The following is a 17,140-nucleotide window of genomic DNA, read 5'->3' as shown; positions in this document are numbered from 1 at the left end:
TAGATGTTTTAAATGCAGTGTGGCGTGTGGTTCAGAAATTTCCCTCCCGGACTCGCCGCTCGCTCGGGGGAAATTTCTGAACCGCCACACTGCCTGTTGCCGCGAACTCGCCGCGAACCGGCGTTCATGCTCAGTAAGCGGGAGTTAACATTAAGGAATCGTTGATAATCCGGCTCAAATTGTAAAACCCGCTGCCCGGTTTTGCGGTCCCACCATGCGTCGCACCCTCTAGCAGATCCCAATCCATTGATTCTAAAAGATATTCTTCGATTAAGGATGTTCGCAGTGCAGCGCCGGACAACGCAAAGCGATTGCGCCCGCTGTCCCATGGCGGGATAACATTACCCGAGGGTTGCCCGGCGACGACGCGACAGCCGTCGGTCAGGCGGAAACCTTGAATCTCGTTTGCTGGAATGGATGCGCTGCGTTGGGGTGTGATGAGGTCGGAACCGCGGTTCCCAGGTCTGCGGTTCCCAAGGCTGCGGTTCCCAAGTCTGCGGTTCCCAAGTCTTTCGAAAGTCGGCTTACCGCCGCTGTGCTGCCGGGTTTGGGTGTGAGATGGACCAAGGGTCGTTTACGTCGGGTGGCACTGAGTCGAAGCGTCAAAGGACCCCTGCGTCCACGCTTCGCTCGAAACTTCCATCGCCCTGGTTCCACGCCGACATGCTGAAGTTCATGCCGGATTCGTCGGTGATTTCCGATGTAATCCCCTCCGCAAACTATGGCGACCGGCGCGGCAACCGCGCGCCGGACATGGTCGTGCTGCATTACACCGGGATGCAGGACGCCGAGAGCGCCCTGGCGCGGCTGTGCAAGGCCGGCACCGAGGTCTCGGCGCACTATGTCGTGCTGGAGGACGGCCGCATCGTGCAGTGCGTGCCGGAAGCGCGGCGCGCCTGGCATGCGGGCACCTCGCAATGGGCGGGCGAGACCGACATCAATTCCTGCTCCATCGGCGTCGAGATCATCAACGGCGGCCACGACTGGGGTTATCCGGATTTCCCGTCGCGCCAGATCGCTGCCGTCATCGCGCTCTGCCGCGGCATCACGATTCGCCGCAAGATCGTCAAACACCGGGTGCTGGCGCATTCCGACATCGCGCCGGATCGCAAGAAGGATCCCGGCGAGAAATTCCCGTGGCGGCTGCTCGCAAGCTCCGGCGTCGGCCACTGGGTGCGGCCGGCGCGAATCAGCAAGGGCCCTGCCCTCACACTGGGGGCCGCCGGCGAAGACGTCATGGCGCTGCAGGAACGGTTCGCGGCTTATGGCTATGCCGTGCCGCGCACCGGCCAGTACGACAGCGGCACCATGGACGTGGTGACTGCGTTTCAGCGCCATTTTCGGCCTGAGCGGGTCGACGGCCTCGCCGATCCCTCGACGATCGCCACCCTGCAGGCACTGCTCGACAGCCGGCCGGCCGATGCGCCGCACTTGACCCCGTTGCCGCCGCACTCCATGACATGACCGTCAGTCGGCTGGACGGCCGCTCCCGCAAGGATCGAAAGGTCGCGGGAGAGGAAAGTCCGGGCTCCATGGACAAACGGTGCCGGATAACGTCCGGCGGGGGCGACCCCAGGGAAAGTGCCACAGAGAACGAACCGCCTGCGCCGCGGCGCGGGTAAGGGTGAAAAGGTGCGGTAAGAGCGCACCGCGTCTCCGGCGACGGAGATGGCAGGGTAAACCCCACCGGGAGCAAAACCGAATAGGAACGGCGTCGCGGACAGTTCGCTCATCGAGCGATAACTCCGCAGGGCATGTCTGGCTCGACCGTTCGGGTAGGTTGCTCGAGGCAACGCGCAAGCGTTGTCCCAGAGGAATGGCCGTCACGTATCGCGCGCGCAAGCGCGCGGTGCCCTACAAAACCCGGCTTACAGGCCGGCTGATGCTTTTAAGGAACGCGTCACGCGTTTTGAATGAAGGGCTCGGCGCAAACCACGCCGGGCCCTTCGCCCGTTTGGGCCTTGATTTATTCACGGTCTCGGCGAAGTGCCTCGTGCTTCGCGGTATGAAGTTGTCGATGACGAAGAGCGCATCGCGACTCGCTATGTCAGCGTCGTTGGCCTTGTCGCTCCAATGGACAAGAGACCGTCGACCTCGCCAGACGCCTCACGAGCCGCGGCATGACTTTGGACTATACAGAGAGAAGGATTGCTTGTGCCCGTTCGATTGCAGTTTGAGAGATCGCTTTGTAGTTTTCTTTTATGGCCAACTGGGCAATCGCATCGCGCACAAACTGTGGATTCAACTTTTCAATCCTCGCAAGTGTTTGCGTCACTTGCAGGCGATAGGAACGCAACTCTTCAATAATTGCATCTGAGTGAGTTTCACCGGCCGCTGCAATATCAAAAATATCTCGGGGCCTTATGTTTGATCCACGATGGTAGATTTTCTTGGTGATGATCTCAGGGATAGTTTCCAACTGAACCGAGACACCTTCAATCGTTCGTTGTGTCGTTGGTAATGAGGTCATCGCATGGCCAACGATAAAATCAATTTCTCCGATATCCCCGAACGCGAGTTTCAGAAAGCCGATGCCGTCACCATTATATTCGGCCGGTCGAACTTCAAATTCAAAGTCGTGGGTCCGTGGATCGAAAAACGCAAGTAATTGTGGGTCCGATAGGAAAATATCGATGTCACGGCTTTCGCGATGATCGATTTGGAGCATCATGGCTGTCCCGCCGCCGAATGCCCAAGCATCGATGATCAATTGTTCTGAGTTTACTTGGTCTATGAGCGAACAAGCGATGCGAAACAACCGCGTCCAATCGGATGGGCGATTTTGACCGTTCACGCTGCGAGCGGATAAGATTCGCCCGAATAGGAGGCGAAAGCCTTCGCCGCGTCCACAAGCTGTACCTCGGTAATATCGAACATGTTGGCAAAGCCGATCTGCAAATCAGGACTGACTTCGCCAAAAAACAACGACATGTGGCCCGGGACGTCCTTCGCGGCTTGATGATCAAGCAGATAATGGACAAGCTCCAACGCGCTTAGCTGTTTGCTATGCGGCGCATTCACGGTTGTTAAAACCAGGGCGGGGCTCATCATCCTAATCTCACTGCCATCAAAAGGGGAAAGGTTCCCTCATAGGCTTCTTTTAGATTGATCCGACGACGCACGTTGTCAACCAATCCTTTTATATCCCGTCAACAAAGCCTAAAATAGTGAGTTCCATCCGTGGCTTACAGTTGCAGCGACGACCTAGCGGCCGCTTGTCCTCAGGGACGTCCCGCGCGTGGCCGCAGCCATCCCATGATGACGGTGTGCGGCGATCGCCGGCTACGCGGCAGGCTGTGTCGCTGGAGCGCCGCTGTCGCGAAGGCGAGTGCCTGCTGGCTGGATTGTCGCTGGTCCCGCGCAAGGGACATCCATTCGCGAATGACGTCGCGCCGTACTCTGGCCTTGGCCATGTGAGTTGTCCCTAAGCTGCCTTTTGAATCGGATGAGCCAGGAAGCGTCGCGCCGACAGCGCGCAACCGCAGTCGTGCACGGTGCTCTGCTCGATCATGAAGCCACGTTTTTCCAGCGCGTCGCGCAGGCTCTGGTTCGCCGCCGGCTTCTGGGCGTCGACCCAGACCACCAGCACGCCTCTCGTGCTGAGGAAATTCATCAGCCAGTCCAGCGTCGGCTCAAGCGCATGCAGCGTGCGCCTGCGCCAATCGATCAGCGCAATGTCGTACTGACCGGCGGGGCGGCCGCAATTGCCCGTGGCCGCGGCGTGCGGATAACCACGCCGATGCAACTCCAGCATCATTTCCATGCTCTTCGCGCCGGCGACGATGATGCGGTGCCGTGCCGCACACCCCGCAAGTTCGATCATCGGTGCAATAATTCTGTCGCCATTGGCGACCTGAAGATCAGACATGACGTCACTCTCGTTCGTTATCGTCCCGTCCACGCCGCCCCCATTTGGAGATCGTCGGTGCGGGACGCTTGACTCATGCCGTCAATATCGTCGTGTCAGGATATGATTTCGAGAGCGCTACGGACTCCTCCGCATAGGCGCCGCATAGGATCCGGAGGGCTGTTTCAGTGATCAAGACAGATCGGTTGCGACTTCGCCCATGGCACGAAACTGATCGCGACTCATTCGCCACGATGAACGCAGACCCCGAGGTGATGCACGATCTTGGAGGTCCGATCGGTCGAGTGGCGAGCGACGCAAAGCTCGATCGTTATGTCGCCGCCTTCAACCGGCACGGCTTCTGCAGATGGGTCATTGAGAACCATGCCGGTGATTTCCTCGGTTATGCCGGCGTGATGCCGGCCGGCCCCGATCATCCACTGGGGAGGCACTTCGAGATCGGCTGGCGATTGGTCCGAAGCGCCTGGGGCCACGGATACGTGACCGAGGCTGCGCAAGGCGCACTCGACGATGCATTCAAGCGCGCGGGTTTGCAGGAGATCGTGTCCTACACGGCAGCGGACAATCTGCGATCCCAGGCGGTGATGTCGCGACTAGGTTTGCAACGGGACGGGAGCCGCGACTTCACCGCCCACTATCAGAGCACCGGCGCCTGGCACGGGCTTATCTGGGTCGCCCGATCTCCCGAAAACAACAGCTCCGCAAGCGACGGCACGGAGTGATGTCCGGCTTCATACCTTCTCAAAATACGGCACGCGACGATCGGTGAAGTTCTCGAACCGCGCGACAACCGCGTCGCCGATCGCGAGCGCCTTGTCGCCGTGCGCCATCACACGAAAGCCTTCCGCCATATCGATAAGCACGATCATGTAGGGCACGTGGGCCTTGGCCTCGGGCGTGGCAGCCCGGCATACCAGCGACGCTGCATAGACGACACCCTTGCCGCTCGCCCGGTGCAATTCCGGCTCGGCCGCTCCACACGACGGACAGAACCCACGGCGGAAATACCAGACGGAGCGGCAGGCGCCGCACAATTGATAGCTGATCGTTTCAGCGCCTTGCGTCCAATCCATGGTGTCGACCGTCTCGCTCATCGTGACTGCTCCAGCATCATGGTGACATGGGACGACAGCACACCGCCGTCCCCATGCAGCAACGCCACCGAAGCGTCGCGCACCTGACGCGGCCCGGCACGCCCGGTCATCTGCAACTGGGTTTCGACCAGATGGGCCATGGCGCCGCCACAACCGCAATGGCCGTAGCTCAGGAGACCGCCATGGGTGTTGAGCGGCAAAGCGCCGGATACGCCGAAGTCGCCATTGCGGGCCCGCGCCGCCGCCTCGCCGCGTGCGGCCAATCCGAGTTCTTCGAGCAGCATGGTGAGCGTGATGGTGAAACTGTCGTAGATAGCTGCATACTTGATATCGGCAAGGCCGAAACCGGCCTTGGCCTGCGCCCGCGCAAAAGCAGCCGAAGCGCCGGTCTCGGTGACATTGTCCATCGCGGTGACGTGCTGGTGCAGATGCGCCTGGCCGCAGCCACGTATGCGGACATGATGGGACGATATCGGTTCGCGGCTGACCACAAAGGCGGCGCCGCCGTCGGACACCGGGCAGCAGTCGAGCAGCTTCAGCGGCTCGGCGTCACCACGCCGGGCCCCTCGCCTGTTGTCGAGCGGTGCCTGCATCGCCTAGAGGTTCGGCTTTCCATCCACGACGACGACGATCTCTCCGTCGATGACCGCATCCCAGGGGAGCCGGAGGTCTAGCAAAGCCGACGGCCTGAAATCACGAAACGTTCTCGCGGACCGAACAGGGAACGGGTTTTTCGGGCCAGATCAGATCTTAACGGCGCCTCACCAGACATGGTTACTCAACGGTTAACAGGCTCAGGACGCGCCGGAGCCACGCCTCTCGTTGTCACGCGCCGCATGGCGCCCGGTCCGCTGACCCTGCGCAAAGATGTCAGGAACGGACTGCCAAGACAGTCTGTCAAGACAGTCTGCCAAGTGCGTCAATCGTCGCCATCGTGCCCGACCTGTATCGCACCGAGCCCGTCAAGTTCTGCTGATGGAGGGGGCGTTCCCAGAGTCGTGCCGACGATGACTGTCGATGCGGCCAGAAACGGTTTCGTCTGACCATCATCGGATGGCAGATTGAGGGTGAAGAGTAACCTGGCGTCAACGGACGCGGCGGTGCCGTTGGGCGTTGCACGTATGCCGAGGGAGGAACCAGGGAAATCATCGAGTTGGACCTGTCTTGGGAAAATGACGGTACCAGCACTTTTTTGGAATTTGACAAGGACACCTTGACCCATGGTTGACTTGAACTGGTCCTTGGTGACGGGAAAGGTTTTGATGTCCCCAAAGAGGGGATCGGTCAGCGTTATCTTGTAACTGGCCATGCCAAATTCATTTGCGAGGAAGCTGAGCTTGAAATTCCAGGTGACTGACGATTGAGGCGTAGGCTGCGGCGCGGGCCCGGGCTTGGGCGGCGGCACAGGCTTGGGCGGCGGCACGGGCCGAGGCGGCGGCGCGGGCGGGGGCTCGGCGGCTGGGGCGGTGGGCCGGGTGGGCTCGGGCTTCCGCCCATCGCCTTGTCGAGGGCGGTGATGGTCCCGATGCCGACGACCTTGTCCGGAATCGTCTGGCCGGGGCCAAGGATCTTGGGACTACGCGAGTTCTTGAAAGCGAACACCGCATTTGCCGTCTCGCTTCCGTACACGCCGTCCACGGCGAGTTTGAAACCCAGCGTCTGCAGCGCGGTCTGGATCCGCCTCACGGCGTCTTCCGTGCCGGGCCTGGTCGGCGGCTTGCCGGCATAAAAATTAGCGTCAGGGAGGGAGGCGCAATCTTCCAGGCGTTGTTTGCCCGCGCCTTCTTTGGTGAACAGCGGCGATGAGAGCGGCACGATAGTGTCCCCTTGCGTCGTGAAACGGATGCAGCCCCACTTTCTCTCAGTCGCTTATCGAGGTGTTCTAGTTCAATCGAAGGACATCGTTGAAGTCGAAAACCAGACGATGTCCTTCTTCTCGGTTGCCGGGTCCGGCTCCGGTGCGTACCCAGAGAAGCCGGTCACTGGGACCAGGCAGCAATGGGCCGGGACCATCCAGCGCCGCCAGTGAGGCGATCCAACGTTGTGGATGTTCGTGCTTTTCCATTGATCTGACGAGGGTTTGGCATGCCCCAACAGGCCATGAGCAGTTCAAGGCCATCGTCGGCCATCCTGATGACTGGCGCTTGGTCGTGCGGGAAGATACCCGGCGGTGGCGGCATGTCGCCGTGTCCGACATGAATGCGCCACCGGATGAGATCGAACACCGCTTATTTCAAGCGCACAAAATAGGGCATCGGACGCCGGGTAAAATTCTCGAACCGCGCCGTCACCGCGTCCCCGATCTTCAAGTCCTTGTCGCCGTGCGCCATCAACCGAAAGCCCTCGGCGGCATCGACCAGCACCACCATGTAAGGCACATGCGCCTTGGCTTCAGGCGTGGCCGCGCGGCACACCAGGGATGCCGCATACACCGTGCCCCGACCGCTGGCGCGAAGGCTCCTGGGGTCGGCTGCGCCGCAGGACGGACAGAAGCCGCGACGAAAATACCAGACCGCGCGGCAGGTGCTGCAGGATTGATAGGCGATGGCGTTCGCGCCAGTGGTCCAGTCCTTGATGTCGTCGATCGCCACATCGCTCATCGTGCCCGCTCCAGCATCATGGTGACATGGGACGACAGCACGCCGCCGTCGCCGTGCAGCAGCGCCACCGAGGCGTCGCGCACCTGGCGCGGCCCGGCACGCCCGGTCATCTGCAACTGGGTTTCGACCAGATGGGCCATGGCGCCGCCACAGCCGCAATGGCCGTAGCTGAGCAGGCCGCCATGGGTGTTGAGCGGCAAAGCGCCGGATACGCCGAAGTCGCCATTGCGGGCGCGTGCCGCCGCCTCGCCGCGTGCCGCCAATCCGAGCTCTTCGAGCAGCATGGTCAGCGTGATGGTGAAGCTGTCATAGACGGCCGCATACTTGATGTCGGCAACGCCGATACCGGCCTTGGCCTGCGCCCGCGCAAAAGCAGCCGAAGCGCCGGTCTCGGTGACATTGTCCATCGCGGTGACGTGCTGATGCAGATGCGCCTGGCCGCAGCCGCGTATCCGCACATGATGGGACGATGTCGGCTCGCGGCTGACCACGAAGGCCGCGCCGCCGTCGGACACCGGACAACAATCCAGCAGCTTCAGCGGCGTGGCGATCATGCGCGAGGCCATCACCTGCTCCACGGTGATCGGCTCCTGGAACTGGGCGCCGGGATGCGCCAGCGCATGGCGGCGCATCAGCACGGCGAATTCGGCAAGATCTTCCTCGGTCACGCCGAACTGATGCATGTAGCGCGACGCCACAAGACCGTAATAGGCCGGGATGGTCGGCCCGAGCGGCACCTCATAGGCGGGATGGCCGACCTGGGCCAGGGTCTGCATGGCGCTGTCGCGGGCCTGGCCGGTCAGCCGGTTTTCGCCGGCGACCACCAGCATATTCCTGACCACACCGGCTTCGACCAATTCGTGCGCCAGCATCGCCATCGCCAAACCGGTGGCGCCGCCGACCTGGATCGCATGCGCGTACTGCGGCTTCAGTCCGAAATGCTCGGCGAACACGGTGGCCAGCATCAGATGCGGCATCGTGGTGGAATAACCGCAGATCACGCCATCGATCTCGCCGCGTCCGAGGCCCGCGTCCGCAAGCGCCAGCGTCGAGGCAAAACTCATGAGATCGAGGGTCGAACGCCCCTCGTGTTTGCCAAACGGCGTCAGCCCGACACCGGTGATGAAGCTCATTCCGTCATCCTGTGACCTACACCCTCATCCTGAGGAGCGGCCTCTTGGCCGCGTCTCGAAGGATGAGGCCGGCTGCATGGGCCTCGTGGTTCGAGACGGCGCAAAAGCGCCTCCTCACCATGAGGGTTGGAGTCGGAGATCGCCTTATTCAACGATCCACGGCCCGGCACATCATGCCGGGCCGTGGATCTTTCGCAAGTCGTTCACTATTCCCGCGTCGCGGAATAGCGGCACCGATCACTCGGCGGCGCTCAGGCCGCCGAATTCGAGCACCTGGCGCTCGAACAAGCCGCGGTAGATGCCGTCGGGGTGGCGCACCAATGAGGCGTGCGTGCCCTCTTCGGCAATGCGGCCGCGTTCGAACACCAGGATGCGATCGAGCGAACGCACCGTGGACAACCGGTGCGCGATCACGATCGCGGTGCGGCCCTGCATCAGCCGCTCCATCGCCTGCTGGATCAGCGCCTCCGATTCCGAATCGAGGCTCGATGTGGCCTCGTCCAGGATCAGCAGCGGCGCATTCGCCAGGAATGCGCGCGCCAGCGCGACGCGCTGACGTTCGCCGCCCGACAGCTTGACGCCGCGTTCACCCACCAGCGTGCCGTAGCCTTTCGGCAGCCGGGTGATGAAGTCGTGCGCATTGGCCAGTTCCGCAGCGCGCTCGATCTCCTCGCGCGTCGCCTCCGGCCTGCTGTAGGCGATATTCTCGGCGAGCGAACGGTGAAACAGGATCGGCTCTTGCTGCACGATTGCGATCTGGCTGCGCAGCGATTGCTGCGTCGCCAGCCGCACGTCCTGCCCGTCGATCAGCACCCGGCCGCCATTCACGTCGTGCAGCCGCTGAATCAGCTTCACGAACGTGGTTTTGCCCGAGCCCGAGCGACCGACCAGACCGACCCGCTCGCCGGCACGGATGTCGACCGACAATCCGTTGTACAGCGGGGCGGCGTGCTGGCCGTAGTGGAACGTCACGTCGTCGAACCGGATGGCGCCATAGCGCACCGCGATTGGCTTCGCGTCCACAACGTCGGCGATGCCGATCTCCTCATCATGCAGCGCAACCAGCTCGTCCATGTCGTTGACCGAGCGTTGCAGGTGGTTGATGTGCATGCCGATGTCGCGCAGATACCCGTGGATGACGAAATAGCTCGTCATCACGTACGCGACGTCGCCTGCCGAGGCGCTGCCGGCCAGCCAGATCAGCAGCGCGCCGCCGATCACCGCCGTCCGCATCACCAGCAGCAACACCAGTTGCGCCGTGCCCGAGCGGGTGTAACGCCGCCAGGTCCGGCCGGTACGCACGGACCAGTGACCGAGCACGTTCGCAAGGCGATCATCCTCGCGAAACTCGGCGCCGAACGATTTCACCACGGCATTGCAGCCCAGCGAATCCGCCAGCGTTCCGCCAAGCTTGGTGTCCCAGGCATTGGAGGAGCGCGCCGCGGGCGCGATGTAATGCGTCGAGAACACCACGGTCAGCGCCACATAGGCGATGGTGCCGACAGCAATCACCAGCCCCAGCGCCGGCCATTGCGCGCCGAGCAGCAGCATCGACCCCAGCAGCACCACCAATGACGGCAACAGCGCCATCAGGATGGTGTCGTTCAACAGATCCAGCGCGCCCATGCCGCGCGTAATCTTGCGCACGGTCGAGCCCGAGAAGCTGTTGGCGTGCCAGTCGGTCGAGAACCGCTGCACCCGCCAGAACGCATCGCGCGCCACATCGCTCATGGTGCGCAGCGTCAAAGCGACGATGCTCTGGAACCCGACATGTCGCAGCATGACGGACAGCGCACCGAGCGCGATGATTGCCCCGAACGCGACGAAAGCGGCGTCGCGTCCGGCGTGATCGGCGCCGCTGGACGCCACCGCGTCCACCAGCCGTCCCGCGTAATACGGCATGAACACGTCGGCCAGCGTCGACACGGACAGCGCCGCGCAGACACCGGTGACGCGCCACGACTGGTTGCGCCAGTGCCGGAAGACAAAGGGTAAAACCGTGCGGAACGCAGCCGCACGCTGTTTGCGAAGTTGGGTCATTGTGCGATCCGGTCGCGCATTGCGGGCGCAAACCGGCTCCATTGGCAGAGGACGCGACAGCAACAGGCATGCGCCGCCGGCGTCGGATAAGCAGATCAAAGGGTGAAGTCGTCCCGGGGACGAAGCCGGCCAGTCGTCAGACCGGGCCGGGGGCGATCGCGCTCTAGCGAAGAACTAGCTAGTGCGGATCAACGACCAGAGGTCGACGCTGAGAGGCGCTGTGTGCAAAAACGTGGTGCTCATGCAGTCCCTCCCGGTTGGCGTTAAAACGATAAACGTTGAAACGATCGCGTTGACATGGTGGCGGGCCGATATGGCGCGCATGGAAACAATGCTCATCTCATGGGCAGTCATTGTGGCAGCATTTTGCCGAAATGCGAAAAGCTGGAATGATTCCGACAAAGTGTCGCCGGGAATCCACATTTTGCGCCCTCGGCAGGCCGGGGCAGCTGAGAGCTGTAGCCCGGATAAGCGCGCAAGCGCGATATTCAGGGTCGATCACAATCGCCCGTCCCGCATGTCGCGTTGCTCATGCGGGCTACGGACGACAGAGCATAACGTGTTCAGATCGAAAAGCTCCCGTCATCCTGAGGTGCCCGCGAAGCGGGCCTCGAAGGATGGAGGGCCGAGGCGGCGTCTGACGTATGGGCCGTGCATCCTTCGAGGCTCGCCGGAGCCGGTCATCGGGCCGCGCTTTGCGCGGACCCGTTGGGCTCGCACCTCAGGATGACGGATGACACGTTCGAACGTCATATCATCGCGCTCTAGACTAATGCGCGTCCGGCGGCGGCCCGGTCAGGCTCGGCTTGTCGACAAAGAACACCAGGGTGCTCAGCGCGAGATAGAACACCGTCAGGATCAGGAACGAATCCGCATAACTCATCACCGACGCCTGCCGGTGGGTGATCATCGACAGCTGCTTCAGCGCCATCATCGACGCATCGCCCATGCCCTGGAACTTCTGGGTCAGCATGTTGAGGGTTTCCACCGCGGTGGCGTTGCCCCAATTGACCTTCTCGTGCAGGCGGGAGATGTGCAGGTCGGTGCGATGATTGAGGATAGTGTTGATCAGCGCCAGTCCCACCGCGCCGCCGAGGTTGCGGGTCAGGTTGAACAGCCCCGAGGCATTCTTCAGCAGTGACGGCGGCAGCGTTCCCAGCGCAATGTTGTTGACCGGGACCATCGCCATCATCATGCCGCAGCCACGGAACACCTGCGGAAAGAACAGCTCCCAGAAATCATAGTCGCGGGTCATCCAGGTCATCTGCCAGGTGCCCAGCGCGAACAGCCCGAGGCCGATGGCGATCATGATCCGCATGTCCATCTTCTGCATCAGCCGGCCGACCAGCGGCGCGGTCAAAAACATTGCGATGCCCGAGACGAACATGGTCTCGCCGATCATCATCGCGCTATATCCCCGGATCTCGGCGAGGTAACGCGGATAGATATAGGTCAGGCCGTAGAGCCCGATGCCGACGCAGAACGAGAACATGCTGCCGAACGCGAAGTTCTTGTTCTTGAAGGCGCGGATATCGACAATCGGCTCCTCGGCGGTGAGCACGCGGTAGAAGAACACGATGGCCGAGAGGCCGCAGACCACGGCGAAGAACGCCACCGACTCGTCATCCAGCCAGTCGTATTGCGGTCCCTCTTCCAGCACGTATTCCAGCGCGCCGAGAAAACCGCCCATCGAAATCAGGCCGACCCAGTCGAAACGATCGAGCAGTTCCAGATGCGGCTCGTCGAAATCGACCAGCAACAGCACGCCGATGGTGATGCCGATGCCCGGCAGCACGTTGATGAAGAACAGCCAGTGCCACGACAACGCTTCGGTCAAATAGCCGCCGATGGTGGGGCCGACGGTCGGCGCCAGCGTCGCCACAAGGCCGATGATCGGCGTCACCACGAACATCTTGCTGCGCGGGAAGATCGTGTAGGCCGAGGCGAACACGGTCGGAATCATGCCCGCGCCGAGGAAACCCTGGATGGCACGCCACAGGATCATCTCGCCGATGGTCGAGGTCATGCCGCACATCAGGCTGGCGAAGGTGAAGCCGGCGGCCGAGATCGCGAACAGATAACGCGTGCCGAGCGCCCGCGACATGAAGCCCGACAGCGGAATCGCGATCACCTCGGCGATCAGATACGCGGTCTGCACCCAGGAGATTTCGTTCGACGAGGCCGAGAGGCCGGCCTGGATTTCCGAGAGCGATGCCGAGACGATCTGGATGTCCAGGATCGACATGAACATCCCGAACACCATGATCAGGAATGCGAACACCCGCTTCGGCACGAGGCGCTCGGAATCCACAGCGGTCGCCGCAGCCTGCGGCGGCCCGCCCATGGTCGGAGTTGCAGTGGTGGAGCCGGACATAACGGCACGTCCTGTGATCTACGGCATCATTAACTCCGTCACCCTGAGGTGGCCGTGCGCAGCACGGCCCTCGAAGGGCGACGGCCTCGGTCTTAGACGCATTGGCCGTTCATCCTTCGAGGCTCGCCCAGCGGCAATTGCGCCGCAAGGTTCGCACCTCAGGATGACGGGAAACGTGTGCTCCGAGCGCCTTACTTGTCCGCAGGCGGCCGGGTGTCGATGGAAACAACCACCGACATGCCGGCACGCAGCAGGTTTTCCCGGGCGACATTGGCAGGCACGCGAATCCGCACCGGCACCCGCTGCACGATCTTGGTGAAGTTGCCGGTCGCATTATCAGGGGGCAGCAACGTGAACACCGAGCCGGACGCCGGCGCCAGGCTCTCGACAACGCCCTCGATCTTGCGGCCGCTGATGCCATCGACCGTGAAGCTCACCGGCTGGCCGGCCTTGAGCCGTCCCAGCTGGGTTTCCTTGAAGTTGGCGTCGATGAACACGTCGTCCAGCGGCACCAGGTTGGCGAGGCGCTGGCCGACCTGGATGTAATCGCCTTCGTTGACCAGGCGATTGGAGAACACGCCGTCGACGGCGGCCCGCACTTCAGTGAAATTGAAATCGCGGTCGGCCTTGGCAAGCGAGGTCTGCAATTCGCCGAGCTGGCGCTGCGCCTCGACCTGCTGCGCCTTGATCACGTCGATGTTGCGCTCCGCTGCGACCAGCGCCGCCTGGGCGCTCTGCACGGAGGCGATCGACTGGTCGCGGGTTGCCTGCGAGGTCTCGAAGGTCGCCTTCGAGGCATACCCCTTGTCGCTGAGCTGCTGCTGGCGGTCGTAATCGAATTGCGCGCGTTTCACCGCCGCCTGCATCGAGTCGAGCTGCGCCTTCGCCTGCTCCACCATGCTGACCTGGGCATCGGCCTGGCGGCCGATCCGCTCGATAGTGGCCTGCTGGGTCTCGATCTTGGCGCGCGCGGCGTCGACCGCGATCTTGTAATCGCCGTCGTCGACCTTGATCAGGAGATCGCCGGCCTTGACGGTGGTGTTGTCCTTGGGCGCGATCTTGGCGATGTGGCCGGAAACCCGCGCACCGATAATGGTGTTGTTGGCGCGCACATAAGCGTCGTCGGTGGACACGAAGAAGCGGCCGACCATCACGTAGTATGTGCCGTACGACACCGCGGCGATGGCGAGCAAACCCAGGATTCCCGTCAGCACGAACTTGCGCCGGTTCGGCTTCGCAGCGGGAGCCGCCTCGCCGGTACCAGCGGGGGCATCCGCCGGCGCATCGGTCGAGGGGGCTTCGTGCGGTGTATCCTGTGGTTTGCGATCGGTGACAGGCACGATCACGGGGCGCGACGCATCGCGCTCGTCGGATCGCGGCTCCTGAGCGGGGGAACCCGGCATGGTGGAATCCTGCAGGTCTGAAACTCGAACGTCAGAATCTTGCGACTGCGCATCGGCGCGAACAATCCGCGCAGCCTGATCACGTCCCGCGGCCATCAAGGCCTCCTCATTATCCTACGCCATCGCGGCCAAGCGGAGAGGCCTATTGATCGGCGCTGCACTGCACCCACGGATAATCCAGTATCATTGACCGAACGGTTCGGTCAATATAGTTTGTTTAGAACACCCCAAGGCGTCTTTAAATGGTCGTTCGGGCGAGACATGCTGTTGAGAGGCTGCCCGACAACTCCGTTAAGGTCCTGATTCGATGACAATTCCCGCCGTGCTCACCGTTCACCCAGCCGACGAGGAATCCTCGAAACGCCGCCAGATCCTGGACGGCGCCCGCCGGATGTTCATGACCATGGGGTTCGATGCCGCCAGCATGGGGGAAATCGCCAAGGCCGCGGGCGTCTCCAAGGGCACGCTGTATGTCTATTTCGCCGACAAGACCGCGCTGTTCGAGGCGATCGTCGAGGAGATCGCGCGGATCCATGGCTGCATCGGCTACGACCTGGACCTCGACAATCACGACGTCGCCGGCTCGCTCGCGAACTACGGCACCGCCTATATGGAACTGCTATGCCGCCCCGAGGGCGGATCGGCGGTCCGGACCGTGATGGCCATTGCGGAACGGATGCCGGATATCGGCCGGCGCTATTACTCGACCATCATCGCCGGCAGCATCAACCGGCTGGCGCAATACCTCGCCGCGCAAAGCAAGCTCGGGTTGCTCGACATCGCCGACCACGAACTGGCCGCCGAACAATTCCTGAAATGCTGCCAGGCGACGCTGTTCCTGCCGTTCGTGCTCCAGGCGGGGCCCTCACCGACCCCGGAACGCATCGCCTATGTGATCGACAGCGCCGTGCGGATATTCCTCGCTGCCTATCAGGCGAAGCCGAAGGGCTGATCCCCGCCCGGCCCCCCCCCATCAGCGGCCGGAATCCTTGATCCGCGACTCGTCCTCGATGGTCGCTTCGTCTTCCTTGGACAACGGCTTGTTGGAGAAGACGCGGCGCAGCCGGCTGGAGATCGAGCCGGTCACGCCCGGCTCCGATGCATAGGCGGTACGTGGCGCCGCCCGCCCCGCGATCTGCTCGCCCGATACCGCCGCCGGTTTGCAGATCACCCGGCCGCTGGAGCGGCGCATCAGGTCGACGTGAATGTGATCGTAGTGATAGACGTTCGAGCCCGGCGCCAGCACGGTGTTGAACAGCTGGCAGGCGCCGCCCTGCACATCGCGCAGGAAGCCCTGCTCTTCCGCAAGCCCGCGCCAGCCGTCCTTGACCGAAATGCGCCGCCCGTCGGCGAGCGTGAACGCAGCGATATCCAGCGCATTGCCGAAGGCATGCTCGGAGATGTGCGCGTTGGAATTGCCGTTCATGCCGCGGCAGGAATAGGCGGAGATCTGCTTGATCTCGGCCACCGGCGCGCCGAACCAGCGCAGCGCGGCGGGCTGCACCGTATCCACCATCCATTTGTCGAGCGCCGAGACGATCGGACACGCCAATGTCGCTGCGGGCTTGACCGCGACCGGCCCGACGGAGGCCACCTGCGATCCCTGGGCCGGTCCCAGCCGCGGCAGCGACGGCTCGGCCGGCGCCGCGCGAGAATACGTCGGCTGAGAATAACGCTGCTGCGGCGGCTCGGTGTCGGGCGCGCCATCCGGCGGCAGGTCGATGTCATTCTCGGCCGGCTCGACGCCCGGCGCATTCAGCGGCACGGGCCCCTGGGAGGACATCGCTGCGCCACGTTGCGGCGCGGGATAGGAGGCTCCGTCCGACGAGGGATATTGGGATGAGGGGTATTGGGATGACGGATATTGCTGCGGCGCGGGCTGCGGCGCCTGCGAAATCGGCCAGCGCGGCTGCGACCGTCCCGTAGGAATGCCTCCCGGGGGCCGCATCGATTCATCGGCAAAGCCGAGCGTCCCGCCGCTGTCCAGCGCAGCGACCTTCAATGGGAAGTCGGCGCCGCACATACCCGGGCCATTGATCGGATTGATCCGGACCAGATTGGCGGTCTCATGCACCGCACCCGACTTGAGGCATGCCATTTCGGCCTCGCGTCGCCAGGGTTCCCGCTCCGCGGTCATGAAACCACGGCCGCAGCCAGCCAGCGACACAAGGACGATGGAGCCGACGAGATACAAACGAACTCCGCGCGTCATGCCGCGCACGTTCGTCGAATTTACTTAAAGACTCTTCAACGCATTGTTTTCATGGATTTTTTACCATAATCGCCGGGACACCTTTTGATGCAACCTTTTGGCGGCTTCGGCGTTGACAGGCGCCGGACTCCAGGAATGGCTTTGGCCACACTCTTTTTGTCGTGCCGTTTCCTCGGTCCGGGCATGCGGTTATCTCGCGCATGCGAATGATCGGAACAGGGAGATCGCCATGACCTTCACCGGCCGGTTGAACCTCGTTGTTGCGTATGCGGCGCTCGCCTTTGTGGGCGCGATCATCCTGGGCCTGTTCTAGGCGGCCAGAGATTCGGCATTCCGAAATCCAGCATTCGGAGCGCGGTGCGCTTTCGTTTGCATGATCGCGGGTATCGTTTGAACCTTCACTTCCCCTGCCAAGA

At 62.6% G+C, this 17,140-nt stretch carries 16 protein-coding genes, 1 other RNA gene and 1 pseudogene; 4 read left to right on the top strand and 14 right to left on the bottom strand.

Features of this window, described 5'->3' with window-relative positions; all coding sequences use genetic code 11:
- The first annotated feature begins 558 nt into the window (after window positions 1–558).
- Both RS897_RS18985 and rnpB read left to right on the top strand, forming a co-directional pair.
- Window positions 559–1,464, top strand: coding sequence for an N-acetylmuramoyl-L-alanine amidase (locus RS897_RS18985; protein WP_315838038.1), 906 nt, complete (start codon window positions 559–561; stop codon window positions 1,462–1,464).
- Between the two features lie 3 nt (window positions 1,465–1,467).
- Window positions 1,468–1,887, top strand: an RNA gene (gene rnpB / locus RS897_RS18980) — RNase P RNA component class A.
- 244 nt (window positions 1,888–2,131) lie between these two features.
- On the opposite strand, the gene RS897_RS18975 is transcribed toward rnpB, so the two are convergent.
- From RS897_RS18975 to RS897_RS18960, 4 genes are all read right to left on the bottom strand, one after another.
- Window positions 2,132–2,710, bottom strand: a complete 579-nt coding sequence (locus tag RS897_RS18975; RefSeq protein WP_315838037.1) for a nucleotidyl transferase AbiEii/AbiGii toxin family protein — start codon at window positions 2,708–2,710, stop codon at window positions 2,132–2,134.
- A gap of 80 nt (window positions 2,711–2,790) precedes the next feature.
- Window positions 2,791–3,051, bottom strand: a complete 261-nt coding sequence (locus RS897_RS18970) for a hypothetical protein (protein WP_315838036.1) — start codon at window positions 3,049–3,051, stop codon at window positions 2,791–2,793.
- Window positions 3,052–3,221: 170 nt separating this feature from the next.
- Window positions 3,222–3,413, bottom strand: a complete 192-nt coding sequence (locus RS897_RS18965; RefSeq protein ID WP_315838035.1) for a hypothetical protein — start codon at window positions 3,411–3,413, stop codon at window positions 3,222–3,224.
- A gap of 11 nt (window positions 3,414–3,424) precedes the next feature.
- Window positions 3,425–3,868, bottom strand: a complete 444-nt coding sequence (locus tag RS897_RS18960) for a hypothetical protein (protein ID WP_315838034.1) — start codon at window positions 3,866–3,868, stop codon at window positions 3,425–3,427.
- A 167-nt stretch (window positions 3,869–4,035) separates the two neighbouring features.
- On the opposite strand from RS897_RS18960, the gene RS897_RS18955 reads away from it, so the two are divergent.
- Window positions 4,036–4,590 (top strand): GNAT family N-acetyltransferase, encoded by a 555-nt coding sequence (locus RS897_RS18955; protein WP_315838033.1) that lies wholly within the window; start codon window positions 4,036–4,038, stop codon window positions 4,588–4,590.
- A 9-nt stretch (window positions 4,591–4,599) separates the two neighbouring features.
- On the opposite strand, the gene RS897_RS18950 is transcribed toward RS897_RS18955, so the two are convergent.
- The 9 genes and pseudogenes from RS897_RS18950 to RS897_RS18910 form a co-directional block, all read right to left on the bottom strand.
- Window positions 4,600–4,962, bottom strand: a complete 363-nt coding sequence (locus tag RS897_RS18950; protein ID WP_315838032.1) for a Zn-ribbon domain-containing OB-fold protein — start codon at window positions 4,960–4,962, stop codon at window positions 4,600–4,602.
- A pseudogene (locus RS897_RS18945) lies at window positions 4,959–5,510 on the bottom strand (thiolase family protein); the annotation flags it as partial. The gene RS897_RS18950 and the pseudogene RS897_RS18945, both read right to left, overlap by 4 nt.
- A 371-nt stretch (window positions 5,511–5,881) precedes the next feature.
- Entirely contained in the window at window positions 5,882–6,271 is a 390-nt protein-coding gene (locus tag RS897_RS18940) for a hypothetical protein (protein ID WP_315838031.1), read from the bottom strand.
- Window positions 6,253–6,777, bottom strand: coding sequence for a peptidoglycan-binding domain-containing protein (locus RS897_RS18935; RefSeq protein WP_315838030.1), 525 nt, complete (start codon window positions 6,775–6,777; stop codon window positions 6,253–6,255). Before RS897_RS18935 ends, RS897_RS18940 begins: the two co-directional genes overlap by 19 nt.
- Window positions 6,778–7,190: 413 nt before the next feature.
- Window positions 7,191–7,562: a Zn-ribbon domain-containing OB-fold protein gene (locus tag RS897_RS18930; RefSeq protein ID WP_315838029.1), complete on the bottom strand. Its 372-nt coding sequence runs from the start codon at window positions 7,560–7,562 to the stop codon at window positions 7,191–7,193.
- Window positions 7,559–8,695, bottom strand: coding sequence for a thiolase family protein (locus RS897_RS18925; RefSeq protein WP_315838028.1), 1,137 nt, complete (start codon window positions 8,693–8,695; stop codon window positions 7,559–7,561). Before RS897_RS18925 ends, RS897_RS18930 begins: the two co-directional genes overlap by 4 nt.
- 237 nt (window positions 8,696–8,932) lie before the next feature.
- Complete coding sequence (locus tag RS897_RS18920) at window positions 8,933–10,735, bottom strand: ABC transporter ATP-binding protein (protein ID WP_315838027.1); 1,803 nt, start codon at window positions 10,733–10,735, stop codon at window positions 8,933–8,935.
- A gap of 769 nt (window positions 10,736–11,504) precedes the next feature.
- On the bottom strand, window positions 11,505–13,109 hold the full coding sequence (locus RS897_RS18915; protein ID WP_315838026.1) for a DHA2 family efflux MFS transporter permease subunit: 1,605 nt from the start codon (window positions 13,107–13,109) through the stop codon (window positions 11,505–11,507).
- A gap of 191 nt (window positions 13,110–13,300) precedes the next feature.
- On the bottom strand, window positions 13,301–14,608 hold the full coding sequence (locus tag RS897_RS18910; protein ID WP_315838025.1) for an HlyD family secretion protein: 1,308 nt from the start codon (window positions 14,606–14,608) through the stop codon (window positions 13,301–13,303).
- Window positions 14,609–14,819: 211 nt separating this feature from the next.
- On the opposite strand from RS897_RS18910, the gene RS897_RS18905 reads away from it, so the two are divergent.
- Window positions 14,820–15,464: a TetR/AcrR family transcriptional regulator gene (locus RS897_RS18905; protein ID WP_315838024.1), complete on the top strand. Its 645-nt coding sequence runs from the start codon at window positions 14,820–14,822 to the stop codon at window positions 15,462–15,464.
- A gap of 21 nt (window positions 15,465–15,485) precedes the next feature.
- On the opposite strand, the gene RS897_RS18900 is transcribed toward RS897_RS18905, so the two are convergent.
- A complete protein-coding gene (locus RS897_RS18900; RefSeq protein WP_315838023.1) occupies window positions 15,486–16,724 on the bottom strand; it encodes an extensin-like domain-containing protein in 1,239 nt (412 codons plus the stop codon).
- Between the last annotated feature and the right edge of the window lie 416 nt (window positions 16,725–17,140).

Origin of the sequence: Bradyrhizobium prioriisuperbiae, assembly GCF_032397745.1 — a bacterium.
Taxonomy (GTDB): domain Bacteria; phylum Pseudomonadota; class Alphaproteobacteria; order Rhizobiales; family Xanthobacteraceae; genus Bradyrhizobium_A; species Bradyrhizobium_A prioriisuperbiae.
This window is presented reverse-complemented; position numbering and strand designations above follow the sequence as displayed.

Excerpts from the sequence above, each read along its gene's own strand:
- RS897_RS18985 (WP_315838038.1), top strand. The coding sequence starts at position 559 with ATGGACCAAGGGTCGTTTACGTCGGGTGGCACTGAGTCGAAGCGTCAA.
- RS897_RS18970 (WP_315838036.1), bottom strand. The coding sequence starts at position 3,051 with ATGATGAGCCCCGCCCTGGTTTTAACAACCGTGAATGCGCCGCATAGC.
- RS897_RS18965 (WP_315838035.1), bottom strand. The coding sequence starts at position 3,413 with ATGGCCAAGGCCAGAGTACGGCGCGACGTCATTCGCGAATGGATGTCC.
- RS897_RS18960 (WP_315838034.1), bottom strand. The coding sequence starts at position 3,868 with ATGTCTGATCTTCAGGTCGCCAATGGCGACAGAATTATTGCACCGATG.
- RS897_RS18950 (WP_315838032.1), bottom strand. The coding sequence starts at position 4,962 with ATGAGCGAGACGGTCGACACCATGGATTGGACGCAAGGCGCTGAAACG.
- RS897_RS18940 (WP_315838031.1), bottom strand. The coding sequence starts at position 6,271 with ATGGCCAGTTACAAGATAACGCTGACCGATCCCCTCTTTGGGGACATC.
- RS897_RS18930 (WP_315838029.1), bottom strand. The coding sequence starts at position 7,562 with ATGAGCGATGTGGCGATCGACGACATCAAGGACTGGACCACTGGCGCG.
- RS897_RS18925 (WP_315838028.1), bottom strand. The coding sequence starts at position 8,695 with ATGAGCTTCATCACCGGTGTCGGGCTGACGCCGTTTGGCAAACACGAG.
- RS897_RS18920 (WP_315838027.1), bottom strand. The coding sequence starts at position 10,735 with ATGACCCAACTTCGCAAACAGCGTGCGGCTGCGTTCCGCACGGTTTTA.
- RS897_RS18915 (WP_315838026.1), bottom strand. The coding sequence starts at position 13,109 with ATGTCCGGCTCCACCACTGCAACTCCGACCATGGGCGGGCCGCCGCAG.
- RS897_RS18910 (WP_315838025.1), bottom strand. The coding sequence starts at position 14,608 with ATGGCCGCGGGACGTGATCAGGCTGCGCGGATTGTTCGCGCCGATGCG.
- RS897_RS18905 (WP_315838024.1), top strand. The coding sequence starts at position 14,820 with ATGACAATTCCCGCCGTGCTCACCGTTCACCCAGCCGACGAGGAATCC.
- RS897_RS18900 (WP_315838023.1), bottom strand. The coding sequence starts at position 16,724 with ATGACGCGCGGAGTTCGTTTGTATCTCGTCGGCTCCATCGTCCTTGTG.